The following is a 25404-nucleotide window of genomic DNA, read 5'->3' on the forward strand; positions in this document are numbered from 1 at the left end:
GTACTTATAGTTGATTTATAAGTATTATGACAAAAAAGAAGATACACTATCTCAGATATCTGACAGAGAAAAGGGAGAAAAATGAAATTTCTGAAGCAGAGAAAAATCTGTTAGAAGACTTTCTAGATAAAGAGTTTGAGAATGCTGAATGGGATAGTGCTAAAATGGGTTCTAAGGAAGCGGTTTCAGCAGAGATATTTAGGAAGATAAAAACTAACAACCCAGTAAAAAAATCGCTCGTAAACTATTATAAGTATGCCGCGGTAGCATGTATTGTCTTGATGCTGGGGCTTGGAATCATGTTGAAGTCTGGGGTTGATGTTAAAGATATTACCGTAACAACTCTGTCAGCTACCGATTCTGTAAAGCTTAATGATGGTTCGTTGGTTTACCTTGCTGCAAACTCAGTCTTTAAATACCCTGAACAATTTAACGGCGAAACCAGATCTGTTACCCTGTTAAAAGGCAATGCCTTTTTTAAAGTTTCAAAAGACCCACATCACCCTTTCATCATCACATCTGCCAATATTAAAACAAAAGTATTGGGAACGTCATTCCATATCAGCCTTGATAAAGGGAGATCAAGCGTTACTGTTATTACAGGGCATGTGCAGGTATCTTCAGATAAGCAGATTACTTATTTAGAACCCAATGAAAGGGCAGTTTTCACTACATCAGGACTTAAAAAGCAAAGCGTAAGTGATATGCGGCTTTACAGCTGGTATAAGAAGGATATAGATTTAAGCGATGTAACCCTCCACAAAATATTTACCCTCCTGAATTTCAAGTATGGTGTAAACTTTAAACCCGAAGATAAAGAGATACTAAATACAAGAATAACATTATATATCAAGGGCGGTTTATCACTTCAAAATATCCTGGATCAAATCAATTATGTTACACACCTAAAATTCAAACAATATGGAAATACCGTAGTCGTAAATCATTAAAAAAAGCCGCAGTTGCTGAGAACAACTACGGCTAACTATTAAGTATCAAATAAATTAATAACTTAAATATGCACTATAAATATACTTTTTTAAACCTGAAAAGGATATGTTTTCTGCCTGCCATTTTTTTGCTTATGCAGCCGGTACAGTCAAAAGCATTGGTAAACAGTTACTTCAGTGAAAATGCTAAGGCACCTAATGAGACCTTGGTAAACATCTTTTTACAATTGAGCAAGCAAACGAACTATAAGTTTAGCTATAGTGAGGCGGTAATTGCCGATAAGAAAACATATCCTGTTACCTACTCTAAACCGCTTAAAGAGGTGCTTAAAGATCTGTCGGAAAAAGCTGATTTTAGCTATAGCATTGTTGAAAATCTGGTGCTAATTAGCAAGAATAAAAAAGATAAAGCTGCCTCCATAGTGTCGCCTCAGCAAATCATAAGAGGTAAGGTGTTGGACGAAAAAGATACGCCGCTTTCCGGAGCAACAGTTAGAGAGCCTGGAACAAAAAATGGCGTAAGTACCAATGCGAAAGGAGAGTTTGAAATTAAGACGGCTAAAGGGAAAACATTAGAAATATCCTTTATAGGGTATAAAAATAAGCTGGTTACCGTAGATGCCGATATACTTACCATTAAACTGGAACCTGATGCATCAAATCTGGGCGAAGTTTTAGTTGTAGGTTATGGAAAACAAACAAAAAAGGATGTAACAGGTTCAGTTACCCAACTAGATGAAAAGAGCTTCAGGCAAGGAGTTGTAGTATCTGCAGATAACTTATTACAGGGTAAGGTTGCCGGTGTAAGGGTAGTGAACAGTAGTGGTGAGCCTGGTGGTGGGGTTGATGTAACTATCCGTGGTGTAGGCTCAATCAGAAGCGGAAGCACACCTCTTTTTGTAGTAGATGGAGTTCCTTTGACTAACGACGATGTAAGTCCGACCGGACAAAATGTGGGATTCGGATCATCGAAGGCAAAGAACCCGCTTAACTTTTTAAACACAAGTGATATTGAATCTATCTCTGTTTTAAAAGACGCTTCTGCTGCGGCAATTTACGGTGCCCGTGGGTCCAACGGTGTAGTTATTGTAACCACCAAAAAAGGGAAAAAGGGGGAGGCTTCCTTCACGGCGGATTCTTATCTCGGCCTTTCTACTGTAGCGCATAAACTTGATTTGCTTTCTGCAGATGAATATCGTAACGCAATTACTGAGAAGGCTTTTGATCATGGTGGCAACACCGATTGGCAGGATGTGATTTACCGTCGTGCTCAAACAAGAAACAATTCGTTGTCGTTTTCAAAACAAACCAATTCCGGGAATTATTATGTGTCTGCGGCGCAAATGGATCAGGAAGGTATTGTAAAGAACAGTGATTTCAGACGTACTTCAGGCAGGATTAATGCTTCTGAATCTTTTCTGGATAACCAACGTTTAAAAATTGGGGTAAACCTTACCGCAAGTGAAACAAAAGATGATGGCGTTCCAACCAGTGATGATGGGGGTTCTAATGGTCAGCTAATTATACAAACACTAATGTCCAATCCAACCCGTCCGGTCTTTGATGAAAATGGTAAGTACACCAATTTCAATATGAATGCGCATTACAACCCAGCTTATTTGCTGAGCGTTTATCGGGACAGAACACGTACATTAAGGGTTCTTGGAAATATGGATCTTTCTTTCAGAATAGTGAAAGGTCTTGAATACAAATTTAATCTCGGTTTAGATCGTTCTGTAGCAGAAAGGAATACTACGATCTTCCCTAACCTTACCGATATTAATCCAACTGGAAAGTATGTTCAGTACAATTTAAACTCCAAAAGTACACTTATGGAGCACTATCTGAACTATAATCTGTTAGAGGGCAAACACAAACTTGAAGTTCTTGGCGGATTCTCCTATCAAAAATTTGAGAGGGGCGGAAATAGCTTTAGTATTGATGGTATAGCTGCAGAAAATTCAGGTGTTTTGCCTGAAAATAACCCAGGCTTTGCTGGGAAACAAACAGGGGTATTCGGATTTGCACAGGAAAATGAGTTGCAGTCGTTTTTCTCAAGGGTTAACTATTCGTATGCAAATAAATACCTGTTAACAGCTTCCGTACGTGCTGATGGTTCTACCCGTTTCGGAAAGAACAACAAGTATGGTTACTTTCCTTCTTTTGCACTTGGCTGGAACATGTCGCAGGAAGATTTTCTGAAAGATGTTTCTTTCCTTGACAACTTAAAATTAAGGGCTAGCTGGGGCCAAACCGGTAACCAGGAGGTTGAAAATAAAATCACAAAGGCGAGCTATGCATTGTCGACTGGCGATGGATACTACTTGTATAATGATTTAGCTCTGGTAAATGGCATATCTGTTACCCGAACACCAAATCCTGATTTAAAGTGGGAAGTAGTAACTCAATATAATGTAGGATTGGATTTTGAGCTATGGAAAGGGAAATTGTATGGAACATTGGATTACTTCAAAAAAACCACAACCGACGCTATCCTTAATATTCCCTCACAAGTTTTAAGTCCAACCAATACGGTATGGGTAAATATTGATGGTAAAATTGTAAATAAAGGGCTTGAGTTTATGCTTGGCTCAAGGCTGATCGATAATGGTAATTTCACCTGGTCAATTGATGCCAACGGTGCTACGCTCCAAAATAAAATTGAAAATCTACCGGTTTCAGAAATCCTTTCGGGAACTATATCTGGCCCCGGACAATCAGGAGTAGCAGCTAATATTTATAAAAGTGGTTACGCTGCGGGGTCATTTTACTTATTGGAGCATATCGGTTATGATGATAAAGGAGCTAATATCTTCAAGGATGTTAACAATGACGGGGTAATCAATAACAATGACCGTGTAATTATCGAAGGGGCAATTCCGAAATTTACCTATGGTTTTAATAGTCAGATGACTTACAGGAATTTCGACTTCTCCTTTTCAATCATAGGGCAGTCAGGAGGTTATTTAGTAAATAATACCGGCTTAAATGCATTGAATATTAATAACCTGGCTTCAGACAGAAACGTTTCTACCCGTTATTTTAAATCAGGGGCTAATCCAGCAAATCCCCCTCAACTTTCTACGCTCTACTTAGAGAAATCAGATTTCTTAAGGCTAAATTCTGCACGTCTGGGTTATAATTTTAAGTTCAGCAAGCTTACCTGGCTTAATGGTTTAGGCATTTATGTTACCGGGCAAAATTTATTTACAATCACCAATTACAGTGGTTACGACCCATTAATTAACAGTCCAAAATCGAGTGGTGGAAACCAATCATTGGGTATAGATTATTCCAGTTATCCAACTGCAAAAACGTTTCTTTTTGGCGCAACTATAAAATTATAAAGATGAAAACAAACAAACTATTTAGAGCAAGAAATATCATATTTCTACTTGGTGCCTTGTTTCTTACCAATTGTACAAAATTAAACGAGGTTGTGCTTGATGAAGTATTAGGTGAAGACGCTTCCAATCCTGCGGGTGCTTTAGCAGCCGCGTACGATAGGCTGGGTGATGGAACTTTTGTAGATCATGGAGCTGTATTTTCATTACAGGAATACACTACAGATGAGGCCCTTCTGCCTACACGGGGGAGCGACTGGGGTGACGGCGGTAAATGGCGATCTATGCATGAGTTTACCTGGGCTGCCGATAACCCTATTGTAACGGACAACTGGAATATGCTTACCAACGGGATCACCAGATCATTAACGGCTATAAAAGCAAACAGCACAGGCACTGGTGCGCAAAAGGATCTTTTTCTTGCTGAAGCTAAAGGCTTATTAGCCTACTATACCTATACTACCCTTGACCTCTTTGGGCAAGCCCCTTACCGTGATCCTGCTAATGAAAAGGCTCCGCTCGAAATTAAACAGGCGGGGTCAGCAATAGATGAGCTTATAACAGAGGTAGAAGGTTTAATCCCAAGCCTGGCGTCTCTCGGAGAGCAATCTACCCACAATGGAAGGTTTACTAAAGAAGCGGCTTACGGCTTATTAGCTAATATGTACCTAAACCGTGCAGTATATAAAGATCGCTATGCTGCTTCTTTTAATTTTAACGAGAAGTCGGTAAATAGCAATGATTCTGATATGGATAAGGTGATCTATTACACCTCATTATTGATCAATCCTGGCAAATTCCGTCTGGAAAGTAATTATTTCGACAACTTCGCTATCAAAAATTCAGGTGGTTCTGAACTTATCTTTGTGGTCGTGCAAAAAATAGATTACATCAGAAATGGCTCTAATTCTTTTGCTTATGTTGGGGTAGAGCGTAACCAAAAACCATCTCCTGCAAATAGGGGGACTAATGCGGCATGTATCAGTCCGGAATTTTATGCTACCTGGAACGGAAACCATGACGATCCAAGGTTCTCCAGAAAATATCAGTATAGTGATGGAACGTGGTTTATGAACGATGCGGTGGGGAGTGTTCCTGCAACAGATATCGTCCCTAAAAGCAATAACCTACCATGGTTTCATTTCAATCGTGGTATCATGGTAGGGCCTCAATATGGCCCTAAACTTACTTCTACAGGTGGTTTTGAAATGACTGAGAATGGAAGGATTAAAGTTTCTGAGCTTTACATGGAAAAAAGTACAGGTACACGGATGGATTTTACTCCAGAGCTTAATTTTACTAATCCTACCCAAGCTGTATTTGCTCAAAATCAGATCAATAGAGGAGCGCGGGTATTTAAGTTTGAGTTTGACCCTGAAGAAGGAAATGGAACTAGTAACGTCGACATTCCGTTGTTCCGTTTAGGAGTTATTTACACAATGAGGGCAGAAGCTTATTTTCGTAAAGGACAAACTGCATTAGCATTAAACGATATTAATATTTTACGCACCTCAAGAAAAAGAGAATCGCTTTATGGAAATGCGCCGGGTGTGGCGATATTGTCCCTTGATGAAGCTGCCCTTTATAAAGAAATTGCCTTTGAAACTTATTGGGAAATGTTCAGAAGACCGCAGATGATCCGTTTTGGAAAGTATGAGCTTCCTTTTAGTGCAAAGCCAACATCTCAACCAACCAGAAGGATATTTCCAATACCTCAATCAACGTTAGATGTAACCAAGGCCTTTCATCAAAATCAAGGATATTAAGGTTGTTTCAGACTTAAGGTAATTTAGTAGGGTTGTCAGGGAGTAAATTAGTCCCCGACAACCCTTTTTTATGGATTAGTTATATTCAAAAGGCAGTTGATCACCGATTCTTTTACCTCCCCAAAAACCTTGGATAAAAAAGCTTCGATAATCCACATAACTACCTTTGCTATCTACAATAGCTTCATCCAAAAAAAGTCTAACAATTGATCCATTTTTACCCATCCACTGAGTGATCGTTTTTTTATCATCCGGGTTGTTGGATTTCAAAGCCTTTCCTTTATTTAAAACAACATAGAGACGAGTTTTGAATTTTAATTTAACAAAATTACTATCTGTTCTATTGATGTATTTTTCCATGTCTACAGATATAGGGGCTAGTTGTAGAGGTTGTATGTTATTCATTACTTCATGAGTAACAAATCCTTCTTGTGTTAACGTATTTTTGTAAAGGGACCTTAAGTAATGCATAAGAGAGCCTTCGTAGGCTTCTTTTCTGTTGGCAACCCAATCATTTTTTTCATTATCAGACCCTTCAAGATTTTCGAACATAGATTCGCCATCGTAACTTGTAACACCGGTTTCTTTGTTGTAACGGAAATTTCTGAGTAGGTATTTGATGCGATAGCCCAAGCTTTTGTTTTCAATAATTAGGAAGTCATCAGTTGTAGCCTCAAGAATCTTTTTTATGGTCGAGAAATCAAGTATCTCCAGGTTTAATATCTTACACTGCTTTGCATTTTCAGATTCTCCCAGAAAATTTTTAAGAAATATTTTTATGTTCTCCTTTCGTTGAGAATTATTTCCGATTACTACCTCACGTAAAATTGTAGGTTTGTCTATCATGATGATATTTAATGAGATAGATTGGTCCTGAATAATAACGTTTTGTTTTTTAGAACTATAACCAATCATACTCACGATAACCTGATAGGTGCCGGGTTTGATATTTGAGAATTTAAACTCACCTTGGGCATTGGTTACTGTGCCTTTTTGTGATCCGTCAATAAAAACTGTCGCCCGTTCGATGGCTTCATTCTTTCCGTTGAGTACTGTGCCGGTTATGTTAAAGGCTTCTTGGGCTTGTAATATGCCTGAGCAGATTAAAATAATAAAGATCGAGAGTGTAATTCGTTTCATTGTTAACGGGTTAGTAATAGCGATTAAGCTAATATAAAAGAAATGACGAAATAAAGCCGTAATAACATATGCCGATTTTCAGGGATAGTTGTACTGTTCCCTTTGTTGGTTCTGTTAGATTAATTTTTATTGCGAATAATGATTTATTTGTAAATTGAGTAAACTCTAAATACCCGCTCTATGTTGAAGAATTGTTTTATAGTTCTCGTTTTAATTCTGATATCGTTAACTGGTCATTCGCAAATAAAACGGTATTACATTAATGAAAATAATGAAATTGTATCTGATCCTACTAAAGCTGTTTATTACATAAAGTCAGGGTATGATCAGGCAGATTCTACGTGGAAAATGCATCAATATACCATGAAGGATACATTGATGGTTATAGGAAGCTTTAAGGATGAGCAGCTTACAGTGCCTCATGGGAAATTTACCATGTTTAATGTTAGTGAAGCTTTACCAAGGATGTATTATGATGCTGCAGCTCGAAGGATCGTTTCGGATACGGAGCCTGCAAAATATTATCTTTCTGCTACTGGATATTTTGTAGATGGTAAAAAAGATGGCGAGTGGAGCGATTATGTATTAGGAAAGCTTCAATTTGTTCGTACCTGGAAGAATGGTGAGCTAACGGGTAGGTATAGAAGTTATGGGTATAATTCACAGAAAGTTCTGGTTGAAGGGAATTATGTCAATGGTTCAAGAGAAGGAGTTTGGAATACCTTTGCTTCTTCGGGAGTTATTTTAATTAAGGAGACATATAAAAAAAATCATCTTTTAACCACGGATAATTACCCTTGTAAAGTTTCGGCTGAAGAGAGAGTTACCTCTGCTAAGGCTGGCTATAATTTTAAAGCGTATTTATCTGAAGCAATTAAGAGTATTGATTTTGGGGGTGCAAATCTTCAGATTCATGTGGGTGTGGAGATTAGTAAGGGGGGGAAGTTGATTGTTAGCAGCTTTGGTCCGAATCCTAAAATTAAAAATGAGACAATGCTTGTTGTTCTAAACGCAATTGCGGATGCTCCAACATGGAAGCCTGCTTTTAACAATAAAGGAGAAGTTGAACAAGAATTTCCGATAACTATTTCATTTCCCTCTAGGAGTATTGAGGTTGGGTTTAATGAAATTGTAAAGGATATTTATGAAAATAGATTTAAGCCAATGCAATGAGGATTAGTATTTAAAAAGTTATTTTTCATAGATTTATGCATTATGAATAAATCTAACAGAAGGAAATTTATTGGAACAGCTGCTGCTCTGGCAGTTGGAACAGCTGCAACTGCTATGCCGTTAACAAGTATGAAAAAAAATTACCCGGTAGTACACCATGTGTTTTTCTGGTTGAAAAACCCAGATTCAAAAGAGGATCGTGATAAATTGGTTGCAGGTGTGAAAGCACTTTCAAAAATCCCGACAGTACGTGAATTGCATGTGGGTATAGTTGCCAGTACAGAGAAACGAGATGTTATTGATAGCAGCTGGGGAGTATCAGAACTAATGTTCTTTAGTGATCTTGAGGGGCAGGCAACGTATCAGACACATCCAATACACATGGAGTTTATAAAAAACTATAGCCATTTGTGGGAGAAAGTAATTGTTTATGATGCAGTTGAAGCTTAAAATAGAATCATTTTAAATATCATTTAGTGACTGGCTATTACATAAAGCATAAAGTAATTACTTAAGTTTGAAAGAAAAACCGTTATGAATTTTTATCACATTTTAAAGAGTGCACACTCAGGATGGCGTTATATCGTCTTAATTTTATTGGTATTGGCAATTGTAAGCGCTATTGTAGGGTGGCTTGGGAAAAAACCATATACAGAAGGAAATAGAAAATTGAATGTGTTTACTTTAATCTTTGTGCATACCCAAATTTTATTTGGTTTGGTGCTGTATTTTGTAAGCCCTCTAGTTGAAGCAGGAATAAGATACTGGAAGATGGAGCATATTGCGATGATGATTTTTGCTGCTATTTTAGTTACTGTAGGCAATGCAAGATCAAAAAGAGTAGCCGATCCATCGACTAAGCATCGTACTATAGCATTATATTTTGGATTAGGATTAATTGTAATTATTGCATCGATTATTCAGATGACAATGGTAGATCCTAGCCGTAGTTTTTTTGGAGTTTCATAAATTTCACAATTTAATTTTGTTTAGTAAGATTTATTTATATTTTTGTTGCACATGATTAACAATATACATACTTGGCAATGGCGTGGTAATTCTGAAAAGAGTTTCGTCGTAACCTTGTGTACCTTATAGTTTATCAACCTAAACCAAACCACATTGTAAAACCCGACGTAACCACACGCCGGGTTTTTTTATGATCCGGCAATTTGAATAAATGAATTGAAAAAAATGTTATTATGAATAATTATACCATTAACACAACATATAAAAAGAGACTTGCAGATACCACTACTCCGGTAAGTATTTACCTGAGATTGAGAGATGTATTTCCGAATACAATTTTATTGGAAAGCTCCGACTACCACAGTCGTGAGAACTCAATGAGTTATGTGTGTGCTGAACCTGTTGCAGGTATTATACTGCAGAATGGTGTCTTGTCTTCTTATTTTCCTGATGGGAGGAAAGAGGAGAAAACGGAGTTTGTATTAACCGAAGAGATCGATGCTTTTAAAGCCGCATTTACACCAGATGTAATTGAAGGCAATAGGCATATTTCGAGTGGTTTGTTTGGGTATTTTACATGGAATGCTGTACAGCATTTTGAAGATATCACATTCTCTTCTGAAACACCGAAAGGTGAAGAGATTCCTACAATGCAGTACCATATTTATAGGTATATTATTGCTATTGATCATTTCCGTAATGAAATCACTTTGTTTAAAAACAGATTTAATGGTGACGATAGTGAGGATCTGGAAAAGATGGAATACATTATTCAGAACAAGAATTATCCGGAATATAGTTTTAAAACGAATGGTGAAGAGAACTCAAACCTGACAAATGAGGACTTCATGAACATGGTTGATAAACTTAAGAAGCACATATTGCGTGGAGATGTTTTTCAAATAGTTCCTTCACGGGCATATAATCAGGCTTTTTTGGGTGATGAGTTTAATGTTTACAGGTGTTTAAGGTCAATAAATCCTTCTCCATATCTGTTTTATTTTGACTACGGAAGTTTTAAGCTTTTTGGTTCATCGCCGGAAGCTCAAATTACCATAAAGAATAATGTAGCTAATATTTTTCCTATTGCAGGGACTTTTAAGCGTACAGGAAATGATATAGAGGATGCAGAGCAAGCAAAAAAATTAGAGGAAGATCCTAAAGAGAGTGCCGAGCATGTAATGTTGGTAGATTTAGCAAGGAATGATCTTAGCAGACATTGTAGTGGTGTTGAGGTGAAGTCTTTTAAGGAGGTTCAATACTATTCTCACTTGATTCACCTGGTTTCTAAGGTTAGTGGTAACCTACAGGAAAATGTATCTGCTTTTAAGGTTGTTGCTGATACTTATCCGGCAGGAACATTAAGCGGCGCCCCTAAATACAGAGCGATGCAGTTGATTGATGAGAATGAAGGGCTTGGAAGAAACTTTTATGCCGGAGCGCTTGGCTACATGGGCTTTAATGATGAGTTTAATCATTGCATTATGATCAGGACGTTTATGAGTAAAAATAATCAATTACATTATAGGGCTGGTGCAGGTATTGTTGCCGATTCTATTCCTGAAAACGAACTGAATGAAGTAAATAACAAAATTGCTGCTTTGCGCAGGGCAATTGAAATGGCTACGCAAATTTAAGATGGAGAATAATAAGATCATGCAAAAGAAAGTTTTGGTTATAGATAATTACGATTCGTTTACTTATAACCTCGTGCATTTAGTTAATGAATTGGGCAGGGATGTTGAAGTGTGGAGGAATGATAAGTTTGAACTTGCGGATGTTGAGCAGTATGATAAAATTCTGCTTTCGCCGGGACCCGGGATACCTGAAGAGGCTGGATTGTTACTTGATGTAATCAGAACCTATGCATCAACTAAGAGTATTTTTGGTGTTTGCTTGGGCCAGCAGGCAATTGCTGAGGCATTTGGAGGAAGTTTATTAAATTTAGGCAGGCCAATGCACGGAATTGCTACACCAATTACAGTTTTGGATAAGAATGAGGTGTTGTTTAAAGATTGTCCGGAGGTGATTAAAGTCGGTCGCTACCATTCCTGGGTGGTTAGCAATGAAGGACTACCTGATTGCTTTGTAGTTACTGCAACAGACGATACGGATGAGATTATGGCATTGAGTCATAAGACACTTGATGTTCGTGGGGTACAATTTCACCCGGAAAGCGTGCTTACCGAATACGGAAAACAGATGATGCAAAACTGGTTAGAAAGTTAAATATGAATATTTTAGATAAAATTGTACTGAGGAAGAAGGAAGAAGTGGCTTTGGCTAAGCAGAATGTTTCTGTTAAACAGCTGGAGGCTGCCCTTCATTTTAACCGCAATCCATATTCTTTTGAAGAGTTTTTATTGGCAGAAGACCGTACTGGTATTATTGCTGAGTTTAAACGCCGTTCTCCATCTAAAGGTATTATTAATGACAAAGTTACAGTTGCTGATGTTACTAAGGCTTATGCTTCGGCAGGAGCTTCGGCGCTTTCTGTACTAACAGACACAGATTTCTTTGGAGGACATCAGCAAGACTTACTGCAAGCAAGAGCTGCGAATAAGGTTCCTATTCTGAGAAAGGACTTTATGATTGATGAATACCAGATTCTTGAAGCAAAAGCCTGGGGTGCTGATATCATTTTATTGATTGCTGCCATTCTTACCCCTCAAGAGATTTCGGGACTTGCAAGCACCGCAAAGGGTTTAGGGCTTAATGTGTTATTGGAAGTGCATAATCAAGAAGAGTTGGAGAGAAGCATTTGTAAGGATTTGGATGCGATAGGTGTTAACAATAGAAATCTAGCTGATTTTACGGTAAACATTCAGACTTCTTTTGATCTTGTAGATCAGATTCCTGCTGACTTTATGAAGATCTCTGAAAGTGCCATTAGCGATACTTCGACAATTAAATTATTGAAACAAGCTGGATTTAATGGCTTTTTGATTGGCGAGAACTTCATGAAAACTGAAGATCCTGGAGTTGCAATCAGAGAGTTTGTCAGTGAGTTGATCTCGGTATAACTTTTGTATCTTTGTACTTTACATGGGAAAACAGAAATATTACGACACGGCAGTTAAGCCGGAACGGGCGGTACTTGTAGGAGTAATCAGACCCGGTGAAAAGCCAGAGGAAACCCGGGAATACCTGGATGAGCTTGCTTTTCTTGTAGATACGGCGGGTGGTATTGTGGAACGTGAGTTTACACAGAAGATGCTTAAGCCTGACCGTGGAACTTTTGTAGGGACAGGGAAATTAGAAGAAATACAGGCTTATGTAAAGTCTGAAGAGATTGATATGGTTGTTTTTGATGATGAACTTTCACCATCACAACTAAGAAATATAGAACGGGAACTACAGGTTAAAATATTAGACCGCAGTAACCTGATCCTTGATATTTTTGCCAGCAGGGCACAAACTGCACAAGCTAAAACTCAGGTTGAGCTTGCACAATTACAATACTTATTGCCTCGACTTACCCGTTTATGGACTCACTTAGAGCGCCAAAAAGGTGGTATTGGTATGAGGGGGCCGGGTGAAACTCAAATTGAGAGTGATAGAAGGATGATTCTTGAAAAGATTTCCCTTTTAAAAACCAGATTGGGTTTGATTGATAAGCAGAACGAAACGCAAAGGAAGAATCGCGGACAGCTGATACGTGTTGCTCTTGTTGGATATACCAATGTAGGGAAATCTACGATTATGAACATGCTTTCTAAATCTGAAGTGTTTGCGGAGAATAAACTATTTGCAACCCTAGATACCACGGTAAGAAAGGTTGTTATTGAAAATCTGCCATTTTTACTGTCAGATACTGTAGGGTTTATCAGGAAATTGCCTCACCATTTAGTAGAATGTTTTAAATCGACGTTAGATGAGGTACGTGAAGCCGATGTATTGATTCACGTTGTAGACGTTTCTCATGCTAATTTTGAGGATCAGATCAATGTGGTAAATGAAACCTTAAAAGATCTTGGGGCAAGAGATAAGGAGACAATCATGGTATTCAATAAAATGGATGCTTACGTGAGCCCAGAACCTGATCATGAAGAAGAGGAGAGAGCGGTGCTTACACTTGATGATTTTAAACGTAGCTGGATGGCAAATCATAATGCCCCATCTATATTTATATCAGCCCTGCACAAAGAGAATTTAGAGGAGTTTAAGCAATTATTATATGAGAAAGTCGTGGCTTTACATACCGAGCGCTATCCTTATGATAAGTTGTTGTATTAATTAATGCCGTTAAAGAAGAAAGAGAAAAATTATGGAAAGTAAACGTCAACAGAAATTTGCCGGGGTGATACAAGAGGAATTAGCTGCTATTTTTCAGCGTGAAGGTTCTGCATATTTGCCTAATACACTGGTTACTATAACTAAGGTGCGCGTTTCTCCGGATTTGGCGGTGGCAAAGGTTTATTTAAGCTTTTTAAATACAAACAACACTACTTTGTCGGTTGCTGAAGTAAACTCTCACTCAAGTGAGATTAGATATAAACTGGGTGCGCGTATTCGTCACCAAGCTCGTGTAATTCCTACGCTTACCTTCTTTTTAGATGATACGAACGAGTACGTTGAGCATATGGATAAAATATTCGATAAAATATCCAGAGACCGTAAGGAGACGGATGAAGAGGCAGATTAATCTTTTAGATGCCTTAAATCGGGACGATATCGTAATTGGTAAGGTGGTTGATTTTGACCCTGCTCATGACTTATTGTATCCGTTTGATTTTACTGCTACGAACAAAGAAATTACAAGCCATATTTTAGATGATACCGACCTTTTTACCAATTGGGTTGAAAATGAACTAAAGTTAAATGCTTGTCGCTATGGCATTGGTGGATATAATGAGCATAGGTCTATCTATGCCCGGAGTGCCCATTTCGATACAGATGAAGAGCCCAGAAGGTTACATTTAGGTGTAGATATCTGGGGCCCTGCAGGAACTCCTATTTATAACTTTCATGATGCGGTAGTCCATAGTTTTAAATTCAATAATAATTTTGGCGATTATGGAGGAACTATTATCCTGAAATATGTTTTGGGAGATGTGGTAATTCATGCGCTGTACGGGCATTTAAGTATTGCATCTTTAGATGGTTTGGAAGAGGGGATGTACATTCCTTTGGGGCAACAATTCGCAACATTTGGAGCTAAAGAAGAAAACGGTTTCTGGCCACCTCATTTACACTTTCAATTGATATTCAATATGCAGGCATTAAAAGGTGATTACCCTGGTGTCTGCCAGTACTCTAAAAGAGATATTTATCTGAATAATTGTCCTGATCCTGCACTAATATTAAAGCACACATTTTCATTTGCTTTGGTTTAAAATACGTAAATTGGTATATGTCAAAGATTCTCTTAGCATTATTTCTGTTATTTGGGTTAGGTGTTAAGGCTCAGCCTACTTTAAAGGGTGGATTGGATTCTTTTGTGGCAAATAATAAAGTTTATCCTCCATATTCTTTACAAAACTGTATTGACGGGACTGTTACTATAAGTTTCAAATTGAATAAAGCTGGTGAGGTTTATTTTTCTAAAATTCAAAAAGGTATAGGAACAGACCTCGATGATGAGGCTTTACGACTGATCAGGTTAAGCAGTGGGAAATGGATAGTTCCTGCTGATCATGATACCATAGTATCTGTGGTAGTACCGATTAATTTTAAACTTTCAGGGGAGGACTGTGGGAATAAAAGTCAGAAAGAGATAAAGCAGGCTATAGAAATTTACAAAACTAATGTAGGTATGACTGATGCTGTGCTTAATTTTTATAAGCATAAAGCAATAGGTAAATATACTATTGAGGAGGAACGTAAGATAATAGCACTTAAAACAAGTCTTGGATATGATGATGAGTATATGAAAATGAGGGTAGATGATGGGCTAAAGAAGTTGAAACAAAAAGATAAGCAAGGCGCTTGTGAGGATTTTATGTTTGTAAAAAATATGGGGTACGATTTGGCCGATGAACAGATTGCCAAGTACTGCAATTAGACGATAACATTAATAGCTGCCGGAATTATATTGGCTTCAATTTGGTTAACTTTCCCCATGTATTCACCATCAACCTGAAAATGAGCTTTATGCTTAGTTCTGATATTGAGGCTAGTAATTTGAAATGCTTCAATATTTTTAGGATTTAAAGCCATATTAGTGAATCGGAGTTTTAAAATCTCCATCACAGCGTATTCCTTTACAAGAATTACTTCAAAAACATCGTCATCAAGTTTTCCATCTGGATTAATTTTCACTCCCGTACCATACATGGTTGCATTGGCTATTACTACCATAGCTGCCTCTGAATGAATTATTTTGTCCTTTATCCTGATTATCACCTCCATTTTATGGTGGCTCCATAGCGCCTTCCAGGCGGCCTTTGTATAGCCCCACATTCCGCGTTGGGGGAGGTCATTAAATTTCTTAACGATATAAGCGTTAAAACCGATATCAGCAAGGTGAATACATAGCTCTTTGTTTACAGTTATGGCGTGTATCTTTTTAGGACGTCCGTTTACGACCACATCCAACGACTCTTTAATGGTTGTCGGGATTCCTAATTCTCTAGCCATACCATTTGCAGACCCTGCAGGTATAATGCCCATAGGTGTTTCTGTTTGCAATAAACATTCTGCAACCAACTTAATTGTGCCATCTCCGCCTACTGCTATTACGCGGTCTGCATTTGAATTGGTTATTATCACTTTAAGTTTGTCGAGTGAGCAGTTTAAAGCCAGCTCATAAATCTCTGCGGTATGCTCTAATGCCTCAAAATAAGCGCTTATTACATCACCGAAATTAATTTCACCATTCCCTGATCCCGGATTAACAATAAACAGCAACTTCAATTGAGAGGATTTGTCTTCCATTATGTTTTCTTTAATATCACAAACAACTTTAACATTGCTCTGTTTTAATTATTAATGAATAAATCTGTAAGTGTTAAAGTATATCATGGATACGGTCATACACATAATCTTGTTGTGTATGGTCATGTATTTAAGTTTAGGGCTAAAACAATGCAGGGTTTTAGTAACAATCTATTCGTTAATTTTATTCATTTGCTGAAATTGTTTGTTTTGAAACCTTACCCTCACATAGAAGTTAGGTTAACTTTTAATGGGCAGGAAGTTTATCACAAAACAGAATACGATGGTTTTTTCAAATTTGAATGGTCAGCAAATAAAGACGTTAGTGCGGGGTGGCATGGTGTAAAGATTGAAGCCATAGATAAGGATAGAAAAGTGATGGCTATTGGTTTAGGACAGATTTTTGTGCCACATATTACTCAATTTGCTTTTATTTCTGATATAGATGATACAGTAATGGTGTCTCATTCAGCAACTATTAGAAGAAGGCTTAGAGAGCTATTTATTAAAAATCCAAGAACGCGGAAAACCTTCAAGGGTACATACACTCACTACAGTGCATTGGCGTTGTCGCATACAACAGCTGATCAGCCTAATCCATTTTTCTATGTGTCTAGCAGTGAGTGGAATTTGTATGATTATCTGTTAGAGATTTTCACTTACAATAGATTGCCTGACGGAGCCTTTTTATTAAATCAGATTAAGCAATTAAAAGACCTTATCAAGACGGGTAAAACCGGGCATGAGGGAAAGTTAATGAGAGTTATGAGAATCCTGGATGCTTTTCCTAACCAAAGGTTCGTTTTCTTTGGCGACAATACACAAAAGGATCCAGAAATATATACTGCCATTGCTGAGAAATACCCTAGAAATATTGAGGCGGTTTACATCCGGAATATCAGAAAGGAAATGGAAGGGGCCACTAAAGAATTTTTAAAAAGGATAGAGGCACAAAATATCAGGACCTGTTTGTTTGAAAATAGCCTCGACGCAATTGAACATTCTAAAAAAATCGGATTAATTACAGATTAACTTATGGATTTTCCAAATGGAGAAAATGCAAGGTTCATTAATTTGAAATGTTGTCTGCCAAACGGAATACCCACAATCGTAATACATAATAAGATCCCAAAGAATAGGTGTGTAAGGGCGATCCAGAAGCCCCCGAATATTAACCAAATGATATTCATTATGGTTGATAAGCAGCCTGTATTGGAAGAGGTATCGGTAATTTTAACACCAAAGGGAGCAAGGCCAACAAACGCAAACTTGAAACACTGTAGTCCGAATGGAATACCAACAATAGTAAGGCAAAGGATAAGACCTCCGATTATATATTCGAAAAAAATGAATATTCCACCAAAAATGATCCAGATTATATTGCCTATTAAGTTCATGTTATGCTTTTTTATTATGATGAAATATAGTAAGATTAGTTACATTAAACCGAATGTTTTATTATTGTAAATGGTTTTTAGACTACCAGAAGATGAGATTGTTTTTCCTAACCCTGCTTTGGCGGATCCAGATGGGCTGTTAGCTGTAGGGGGAGATTTGAGTATTGAAAGGTTGCTTTTAGCTTATCAGAATGGGATTTTTCCCTGGTTTAGTGATGATGACCCTATTTGTTGGTATTCGCCTCATGAACGCTGTGTAATATATCCCTCTGAAGTGAAGGTTAGTAAAAGCATGGCTAAAGTTCTTAAGTCAGAAATATTTTTAGTAACCTTTAACAAGGCATTCAGGGAGGTGATTGTTAACTGTGCAAAGGTTGGAAGAAAAGATCAGCCAGGTACCTGGATTACTCAGGAAATGCAGGATGCTTACACTAGTTTGCATGAAAACGGTTACGCTAAAAGTGTAGAGGTATGGCAAGATGGGGTATTGGTAGGCGGATTATACGGCGTTGAGGTTAATGATGTTTTTTGCGGAGAAAGCATGTTTAGTTTAGTGAGCAATGCATCGAAAACAGCCCTAATATGGCTCTGTCAGACAAATAGATTCAAGCTAATAGATTGCCAGCTGCCCAATGATCATCTGATGAGTCTGGGGGCAGAAATGATCTCTCGGGAACAATATGAAGAATTCCTGAAAGATTAATTCAGGATCTCTCTGATATCTTCCTTACTCAAAGATTTGAAGAAACTTTCTTCTGTTGTAATCAAAGAACTAGCAAGTCGTTTTTTACGGTTCTGTAATGCTAATATCTTTTCCTCTACTGTATCTTTTGCAATGAATTTATAGATAAATACTTTCTTTTCCTGGCCTATTCTGTGTGTACGGTCGATTGCCTGTTGCTCTACGGCTGGGTTCCACCACGGATCAAGAATAAATACATAATCTGCCTGGGTTAGGTTTAAACCTACACCACCAGCTTTTATAGAAATCAAGAAGACTTTTAACTCAGTATTTTTCTGAAATTCAGCAACTATTTCTCCTCGGTTTTTAGTTGATCCGTCAAGGTAAGAAAAGGCTATGTCTTCCTTTTCAAAATAGGATTTGAAGATGTTTAAATGTTTGACAAACTGAGAAAAGATAAGAACCTTATGTCCACCCTTAAGTACATTGTCTAGCGTATGGATTACATTTTCGAATTTTCCTGAATCAGAATTGTAGGTGTCATCTATCATTACAGGATGATTGGCCAACTGGCGCAATGCTGTTAAACCTTGCAAAAGCTGTACTTGTTTCTTGGCATAAGTGCCATCATCCATGCTGCTTAGTAGGTCATTACGGTAAGCTGATTTTGTTTTCTCATAGTATGCAGCCTGGTCTTCACTCATGTCGCAATAAAATACCTGTTCTGTTTTAGAAGGAAGTTCTGCTGCAACCTGTTCCTTTGTACGGCGTAGAACGAAAGGCTTGATGATAGCTTGTAGCTTTCGAGCTTTTTCCTCATCTTTTCTTTTCTCTATAGCTTGAACGTATTCTTCATTAAAGAATGATTGTGTACCAAGTAGTCCAGGATTTAAGAAGGTAAGCTGGGTCCAAAGGTCACTTACAGAATTTTCTACCGGTGTACCACTTAGGATTAATCTGTATTTAGATTTTAGCGCTTTAACCGCCTTAAATGATTTTGATGAAGGGTTTTTTATATTCTGACTTTCATCTAATATGATATAACTGAAATAAAAGTTTTTAAGGATTTCTATATCAACGCGAGTAATTCCATAAGTTGTGATAACGATATCATATTTCGCAAAGATACTTACATCTTTATCTCTTGTTGTTCCAGTATGGGCGTGTATTTTAAGTTTAGGAGTGAACTTTTTAGCCTCATTTAACCAGTTGTAAATTAAAGATGTTGGCATAACAATCAAAGAAGTGCCATGAGTTGAGTTTTGTTCATTCTCTTCTTTGAGTTTTTGCAACATCGCCAGGGTTTGAATAGTTTTACCTAAACCCATGTCATCCGCCAAACATCCACCAAAATTATATTCCCGTAAGAAACTAAACCAATTGTACCCGGCCTTTTGGTAGCTGCGTAAATCGCCCTTAAAGTGGACAGGCATTCGGGTATCTGCTATGTTTTCGAAATCGTTTAACCTTTCAAGTTTACGGCTTAAGGTTACATTAGCAATGCTATCTTCTGCCAGCTCATTAATTAGCCCAATGTGATGTTTCTTTAGGTGTAGGGATTTGCCTCCTTCTGATAAACTAAAAAGACTGCCGTACTGTGTAAACCATTTTTCAGGAATAATGGCTATTGTACCATCAGGAAGTATGAATTCCCTCTTTTTATGAAGAATGTGTTGTTTAAGGGAAAGAAAAGGGACTGGGTATATACCAAAGTATACTATGGCATTTATATCAAACCAATCATTGTCTTCTTTAATCTCAAAGTCGATTTTATTCGCAGCAAAAAGAAATTTCTTTGCTCCATTATACTGTTCTATTTCAAAACCAACGGTTTTTAAACTCTCTATATGCTCATTTACCCAGTTGATAATTGCATAAGACTGATCTTCATCATGATTACCAGAAACTTCGAGGTTGTAAAAAAGAGTACTTGTCTTTTTTAAGCCAAGGCCCAATAAGGTGTCAAATTTCTGTTTCTCGAAAGTAGTATCTCTCTTTATACGGGTAAAAATATAATTGTCCTCGTCTTTGGAAAGACGAACCGTTACTTTCTTTTCATTGCCCATTGCAAATGCATACTCCCCATATTTAAAATATAGCTGAAGTTGAGAAACCCCAGATTCAACATAGATGACTTTTAATGTTGGTATAGGGTCATGCTTCTCAGTTTTTATATCAAATCCCTCTGCGTAAACGTGATATTTTTCTATTAGTGGGCAAACAAATTTTTCAAAATAGGTCTCTTCAGTTGCCTTTGGTATGGTAATGTATCGTTTATTTAAGAAGGGGAGAAGCTTTTTCCCTTCTATATCTTGTTCAAAGAAATAAATCATATCATTAAGTAATAACCATGCGGGCTGATTACTTATAATTTGCGCATCCTTAAACATAAAATCGATTCGTAATCCCTGGTATTTTATTGTTGGGAAATATCGGGTTTCAATATTACTACGTCTAAAGTGAAATAGTACAGTTGATGGCTCTGTTGCAATATCTATTTTACGTTCTGCCGGCCATCCGTCATTGTCCATTAAATACAGTGAACCATCTGCTTTGAGTGCTTCCAGAACCTCAGATAGTTTCTTTTCAATCTTTGGACGGACAGTTTCATAAAATTTTTCATTAAAAAATTTGCTGAAGAACTCTCCGGGTCTTATCGCTTTCTTGTAATATTTCTTTATTAAGAAGTCTTGCTCAGTTTCATCAAGGATTTTGATGAGCTTAAAGTCATTATCTGTTAAATGCTTTGCAAATTCTTTCGCTGTATGAGAGAATAATCGTTGATAAGTAAGAGAAAAATCACCCTGAGGATTTAATTGAACCATATGGGGTTCTATTAAATATCCGAAATACGCGTGTTTACATAATGAATATACAATTTTGCAGGGTTTAGTACTATCTACGCGTAACATTGATTAAAGATTAAAACAATCGGAGGGTAAGCATTTAAAAATCTTTAAACATACATCAAATTGCAGTTCTTTTCAAATGGAATCGCATAATATGTCTAAAATTTTATAATGAGTTCGTCGAGGGAATCCGACAGTTGGTCGTGTGTTACCTTATGCTGGTATAAAAGAGAGAAATTGGCTGAAACGTTTACTTGAAATGAGGGTCTTAATTACAAAAAAGCCCTACAAAACCTTAAACCTTAAAAAAATGAAAACTCTAGCAAAAACAATCTTCGCCTCGGCATTAACAGTTCTCTTTTTAGCTTCAACAGCTATCACAACGTTTGCTTCTGATATTGATAAAAAAGTAGTTGAATCTGTAGCCCCTATGACTTTTAATAAGGTGAAAGTGAGTGGGAATGTGAAGGTTCTTCTGGTTCAAAGTAAAAGAGAGAACATTGAAGTAATAAACGGTGACTATAATCAGGATAAAACCTCTATTAAGAGATTTGGATATACCTTGATTATTAGTTCTACTGAAGCCAGCCAGATAACAGTTTTGGTTTCGGTAAATGATTTACAGCGAATAGATGTATCAGGTAGTGCAGTTGTAAAAACTGATAGTAAGTTCAATGTTAAATATCTTCAGGTTTTTTTAAAAGATGATGCAAAAGCCATTGTTAAAGCAAATACTGAAAGCATGTATACTTATATAAAAGATAATGCTGATCTCAAACTGAGTGGAACAACTGCAGACCACACTTTGGTGAAAGATGATATTTCGAAGCTTGACACAGATCAACTTGTAGCTTTGAAAACAACTACAACACCATTTAATGAAATAATGGTTGCTGCCAACAAAAAGATTAAATAAGTATTTCTACTTGTCTAATAAAGCAGCTGATATGGAATCTGCTGCTTTTTTTATGCAGATATAATTTATAAGTCGAACTTGATTCCTTGCGCAAGTGGAAGTGTGTTTGAGTAGTTTATTGTATTTGTTTGTCTACGCATGTAAGCTTTCCAAGCGTCAGATCCGCTTTCTCTTCCTCCCCCAGTTTCTTTCTCTCCGCCAAAGGCTCCTCCTATTTCAGCCCCGGAAGTGCCTATATTGACATTGGCAATCCCACAGTCGGATCCTTGAGCAGCTAAAAACTGCTCTGCTTCTCTTAGATTAAGTGTCATTATTGCAGATGATAAGCCTTGAGGGACGCCGTTTTGAAAAGCGATGGCTTCATCTAAAGTTTTGTATTTTATCAGGTAAAGTATCGGAGCAAAGGTTTCGTGTTGTACAATTTTGTAATCATTCTTTACTTCAGCAATGCATGGTTTTACATAACAACCGCTAATGTAAGCTGGTCCATCCAGCACACCGCCCTCCACAATAAAGTTTCCTCCCTCAGTTTTACATTTTTCAATAGAGTTAAGGTAGCTGGCAACTGCGTCGGTATCAATTAAGGGACCCACATGGTTATGCTGATCAAGAGGGTCGCCAATGCGCAATTGGCCATAGGCTTTAACTAATTTTGCTTTAAATGTTTCGTAGACACTTTCGTGGATGATTAGTCTGCGGGTTGAGGTGCATCGTTGCCCGGCAGTTCCCACAGCCCCAAAAACAGCCCCAATTAAACTCATATCCAAATCTGCATGTTCAGAAATTATAATGGCGTTGTTGCCACCTAACTCCAGTAGGCTTTTGCCTAATCGCGCACCAACAGCTACAGCAACTGCTTTTCCCATTCGGGTAGAGCCGGTTGCAGATATTAATGGAATGTGATGATCATTTGTCATGAGTTCACCCATTTCCTTATCACCAATGATTAGGTTGCAAACACCTTCAGGAATATCGTTTGCTTTAAAAACGGCGGCAATAATACGTTGACAAGCAATTGCGGTAATAGGGGTTTTTTCAGAAGGTTTCCAGATGCAAACATTTCCACAGATTAGGGCTAAGGTTGCATTCCAGCTCCAAACTGCTACCGGAAAGTTGAATGCGGAGATAATTCCGACGATTCCTAATGGATGCCATTGTTCGTACATGCGATGATTGGGACGTTCCGAATGCATGGTTAAGCCGTACAGCTGACGAGATAAGCCAACAGCAAAATCGCAGATGTCTATCATTTCCTGTACTTCACCAAAGCCCTCCTGAAGGCTTTTTCCCATCTCATAAGAAACTAAGGTGCCCAGGTCTTCCTTGTTTTTGCGTAGTGCATCACCAAACTGTCGAACAATTTCCCCTCGCTTCGGAGCAGGCAAACTACGCCAGAATAAATAAGCTTCCTCTGCTTTTTTTATTACTATTTCATAATTTTCAGTTGTAGCAACTTTTACACCTGCTATTTTCTTAGCGTCAACGGGAGAATCACTATCGAGGATCCTTGCGTCTGTGGATGCTCCCCATTGATTTCCTGTACTGTAGGCCGGATTTAAATCCAGAATGTTTAAGTTTTTTAAAACCTGACTGATATTATTCTGCATAACTCTTTTCCATTTTTATGAACTGTTGCATAAAGGGTTGATGTTTTCGTGACGAGAATATTACTCGTCTTAAAATAAAGTTACGTTATTTTGTAATGAATTAGGACCAGAACCCTTGTTTCATTTTCTATCTTGCTAAACATTCTTAGGGCATGGTGTTTAAGCTAACTATTATTATTTCAGTTGTTTAGGGGCAAGGGTGTGTGTATGTTGAAAATTAATTGGTTAGTACTACTAATAATTGTTGTAAACTTATAATGTATTTTTAACACAGGGATCTGTTCTTTAATTATTTGATACATGGAAGAGGAATTTTATTTTGATTTTAGCGATGATGCGCAACGTTCAGTAGAACGTTACGAAGAGATGATACGTAATCAGGATCAGTACTTTTTTGATGCCCAGGCCTTTGAAAATATTATTGATTACTACATTGAAAAGAACGATCCGGTAAAGGCATTGCAGGTAATAGAATATGCCTTGAACCAGCATCCTTATGCTGCTGTGTTCTTAGTTAAGCAAGCTCAGCTGTTATTTGTTACGGATCAGACCGAACGTGCATTTTTGGCATTGCAAAAGGCAGAAATGCTTGAGGCATCTGAGGCTGAGATTTATATTCTGAGAGGAAATATCTATAATAGCCTTGAACGCTATTCGGAGGCTCTGGATAATTTTCAAAAGGCGCTTGAATTTGCTGAAACGACTGACGAAATCTTATTGCAAATTGCTTATGTGTATCAAAACATGCTCGATTATGAGAGTGCGATTGTTTATATTAAGCAGAGTCTGGAACAGAATATGGAAAACAAGGACGGTTTGTATGAACTAGCTTTCTGTTATGATATTTTAGATAAGCAAGAAGAAAGTATCCAGTTTTATCAGGAATATATAGATAATGATCCTTATTCGTATGCTGCCTGGTATAATCTTGCAAACTCCTATCACAAGCTGGATCTTTTTGAAAAAGCGATAGATGCATATGACTATGCCATCTTGATCAAGGATAATTTTGCTTCTGCATATTATAATAAAGGAAACGCCTTAGTTCAGCTTGATCGTTTTGCTGAAGCTATAGAAGTTTATAAGCACACTTTTGAATACGAAAAACCTAATGCCGATACCTATTGTGCAATTGGTGAATGCTATGAGAAATTGGAGCGTATGGACGAAGCTCGTTCTTATTATAAAAAGTCTGTTAAAATGGATCCAAAGATGGCAGATGCCTGGTTTGGAATAGGGGTAACGCTTAATTTTGAAGAGCGTTTCTTTGAGTCACTTCATTTTTACAAAAAAGCAATTGAGCTTGACGATGAAAATCCTGACTTCTGGTTTGCCATGGCCGACGCTTATTATAAACTAGGTCAGATTGAACAATCTGTTGAAGCTTATTATAAAGTTTTGGAATATAATCCGGTGGATGTTGAAGCCTGGTTAGATTTCTCGACGGTGCTATATGAGCAGGGTAAATTGCTTGAAGCATCCGAAACTATCGCTGATGCTATAAAAAACAACCCTGATGCTGCAGAGCTCTATTACAGGATGGTAGCTTACCTGTTTGCCCTTGGAGAAAAGAACGATGCATTGTTATATTTAGAAACTGCATTGGCCACAGACCCAGATAAACATTACATTTTATTTGAATATTTACCCCAATTACAGGAGAACGGTTCAATACTTGAAGTGATCAACCGTTATTTAAAATAAAGGTCGGACAGTTTTTATTAGTTATGCTGAT

Annotated in this window: 22 protein-coding genes; 17 read left to right on the forward strand and 5 right to left on the reverse strand. The window is 37.5% G+C overall.

The features are described from left to right. Nucleotides 1-26: 26 nt before the first annotated feature. The 3 genes from J1905_RS11545 (at nt 27) to J1905_RS11555 (ending at nt 6060) form a co-directional block, all read left to right on the forward strand. On the forward strand, nt 27-950 hold the full coding sequence (locus tag J1905_RS11545; RefSeq protein WP_214227390.1) for a FecR family protein: 924 nt from the start codon (nt 27-29) through the stop codon (nt 948-950). Between the two features lie 134 nt (nt 951-1084). Then, nucleotides 1085-4297: a SusC/RagA family TonB-linked outer membrane protein gene (locus tag J1905_RS11550; protein WP_250318079.1), complete on the forward strand. Its 3213-nt coding sequence runs from the start codon at nt 1085-1087 to the stop codon at nt 4295-4297. Nucleotides 4298-4299: 2 nt separating this feature from the next. Further along, nucleotides 4300-6060 (forward strand): RagB/SusD family nutrient uptake outer membrane protein, encoded by a 1761-nt coding sequence (locus tag J1905_RS11555; protein ID WP_214227392.1) that lies wholly within the window; start codon nt 4300-4302, stop codon nt 6058-6060. Nucleotides 6061-6135: 75 nt separating this feature from the next. Here the strand turns inward: J1905_RS11555 and J1905_RS11560 are convergent, their stop codons facing one another. Then, a complete protein-coding gene (locus J1905_RS11560; RefSeq protein ID WP_214227393.1) occupies nt 6136-7200 on the reverse strand; it encodes a carboxypeptidase-like regulatory domain-containing protein in 1065 nt (354 codons plus the stop codon). Nucleotides 7201-7380: 180 nt separating this feature from the next. On the opposite strand from J1905_RS11560, the gene J1905_RS11565 reads away from it, so the two are divergent. The 10 genes from J1905_RS11565 to J1905_RS11610 all read left to right on the forward strand — a co-directional run bounded on the left by J1905_RS11565 (nt 7381) and on the right by J1905_RS11610 (nt 15346). Further along, a complete protein-coding gene (locus tag J1905_RS11565; protein ID WP_214227394.1) occupies nt 7381-8373 on the forward strand; it encodes a toxin-antitoxin system YwqK family antitoxin in 993 nt (330 codons plus the stop codon). Between the two features lie 42 nt (nt 8374-8415). After that, nucleotides 8416-8823: a Dabb family protein gene (locus J1905_RS11570; RefSeq protein ID WP_214227395.1), complete on the forward strand. Its 408-nt coding sequence runs from the start codon at nt 8416-8418 to the stop codon at nt 8821-8823. Between the two features lie 84 nt (nt 8824-8907). Further along, nucleotides 8908-9342: a cytochrome B gene (locus tag J1905_RS11575; protein ID WP_173093831.1), complete on the forward strand. Its 435-nt coding sequence runs from the start codon at nt 8908-8910 to the stop codon at nt 9340-9342. 233 nt (nt 9343-9575) lie between these two features. Further along, complete coding sequence (locus tag J1905_RS11580) at nt 9576-10979, forward strand: anthranilate synthase component I family protein (protein ID WP_214227396.1); 1404 nt, start codon at nt 9576-9578, stop codon at nt 10977-10979. 19 nt (nt 10980-10998) lie between these two features. Beyond that, the gene (locus tag J1905_RS11585) at nt 10999-11571 is read left to right on the forward strand and encodes an anthranilate synthase component II (protein ID WP_214227442.1); all 573 of its coding nucleotides are present in this window, start codon (nt 10999-11001) and stop codon (nt 11569-11571) included. Between the two features lie 2 nt (nt 11572-11573). Then, complete coding sequence (trpC, locus tag J1905_RS11590) at nt 11574-12365, forward strand: indole-3-glycerol phosphate synthase TrpC (protein ID WP_214227397.1); 792 nt, start codon at nt 11574-11576, stop codon at nt 12363-12365. Nucleotides 12366-12387: 22 nt separating this feature from the next. Continuing rightward, nucleotides 12388-13578 carry a GTPase HflX gene (gene hflX, locus J1905_RS11595; protein WP_214227398.1) on the forward strand — a complete coding sequence of 397 codons (1191 nt, stop codon included), beginning with the start codon at nt 12388-12390 and terminating at the stop codon, nt 13576-13578. A 31-nt stretch (nt 13579-13609) separates the two neighbouring features. Continuing rightward, nucleotides 13610-13987, forward strand: coding sequence for a 30S ribosome-binding factor RbfA (rbfA, locus tag J1905_RS11600; RefSeq protein WP_173093839.1), 378 nt, complete (start codon nt 13610-13612; stop codon nt 13985-13987). Then, nucleotides 13971-14678, forward strand: coding sequence for a peptidoglycan DD-metalloendopeptidase family protein (locus J1905_RS11605; protein ID WP_214227399.1), 708 nt, complete (start codon nt 13971-13973; stop codon nt 14676-14678). Before rbfA ends, J1905_RS11605 begins: the two co-directional genes overlap by 17 nt. 17 nt (nt 14679-14695) lie before the next feature. Then, nucleotides 14696-15346, forward strand: a complete 651-nt coding sequence (locus tag J1905_RS11610) for a TonB family protein (protein ID WP_214227400.1) — start codon at nt 14696-14698, stop codon at nt 15344-15346. Here the strand turns inward: J1905_RS11610 and J1905_RS11615 are convergent. Further along, complete coding sequence (locus tag J1905_RS11615) at nt 15343-16218, reverse strand: diacylglycerol/lipid kinase family protein (RefSeq protein WP_214227401.1); 876 nt, start codon at nt 16216-16218, stop codon at nt 15343-15345. The genes J1905_RS11610 and J1905_RS11615 overlap by 4 nt on opposite strands. Nucleotides 16219-16272: 54 nt before the next feature. Here J1905_RS11615 and J1905_RS11620 point away from each other — a divergent pair, with 54 nt between their 5' ends. After that, on the forward strand, nt 16273-17250 hold the full coding sequence (locus tag J1905_RS11620; RefSeq protein ID WP_214227402.1) for an App1 family protein phosphatidate phosphatase: 978 nt from the start codon (nt 16273-16275) through the stop codon (nt 17248-17250). Here J1905_RS11620 and J1905_RS11625 read toward each other — a convergent pair. Continuing rightward, nucleotides 17247-17615, reverse strand: coding sequence for a YccF domain-containing protein (locus J1905_RS11625; protein ID WP_173093849.1), 369 nt, complete (start codon nt 17613-17615; stop codon nt 17247-17249). The two genes, J1905_RS11620 and J1905_RS11625, sit on opposite strands and share 4 nt — an antisense overlap. A gap of 70 nt (nt 17616-17685) precedes the next feature. On the opposite strand from J1905_RS11625, the gene aat reads away from it, so the two are divergent. Continuing rightward, nucleotides 17686-18318, forward strand: coding sequence for a leucyl/phenylalanyl-tRNA--protein transferase (gene aat / locus J1905_RS11630; RefSeq protein WP_214227403.1), 633 nt, complete (start codon nt 17686-17688; stop codon nt 18316-18318). Here the strand turns inward: aat and J1905_RS11635 are convergent. After that, nucleotides 18315-21209, reverse strand: coding sequence for a DEAD/DEAH box helicase (locus J1905_RS11635; protein WP_214227404.1), 2895 nt, complete (start codon nt 21207-21209; stop codon nt 18315-18317). The genes aat and J1905_RS11635 overlap by 4 nt on opposite strands. 247 nt (nt 21210-21456) lie before the next feature. Here J1905_RS11635 and J1905_RS11640 point away from each other — a divergent pair, with 247 nt between their 5' ends. Next, nucleotides 21457-22062, forward strand: coding sequence for a GIN domain-containing protein (locus J1905_RS11640; RefSeq protein ID WP_214227405.1), 606 nt, complete (start codon nt 21457-21459; stop codon nt 22060-22062). Between the two features lie 65 nt (nt 22063-22127). On the opposite strand, the gene amaB is transcribed toward J1905_RS11640, so the two are convergent. Next, a complete protein-coding gene (amaB, locus tag J1905_RS11645) occupies nt 22128-23669 on the reverse strand; it encodes an L-piperidine-6-carboxylate dehydrogenase (RefSeq protein WP_214227406.1) in 1542 nt (513 codons plus the stop codon). A gap of 300 nt (nt 23670-23969) precedes the next feature. On the opposite strand from amaB, the gene J1905_RS11650 reads away from it, so the two are divergent. Further along, nucleotides 23970-25373: a tetratricopeptide repeat protein gene (locus tag J1905_RS11650; RefSeq protein ID WP_068889953.1), complete on the forward strand. Its 1404-nt coding sequence runs from the start codon at nt 23970-23972 to the stop codon at nt 25371-25373. The last annotated feature ends 31 nt before the right edge of the window (nt 25374-25404 follow it).

The organism is Pedobacter sp. B4-66 (assembly GCF_018492665.1).
Classification (GTDB): Bacteria; Bacteroidota; Bacteroidia; order Sphingobacteriales; family Sphingobacteriaceae; genus Pedobacter.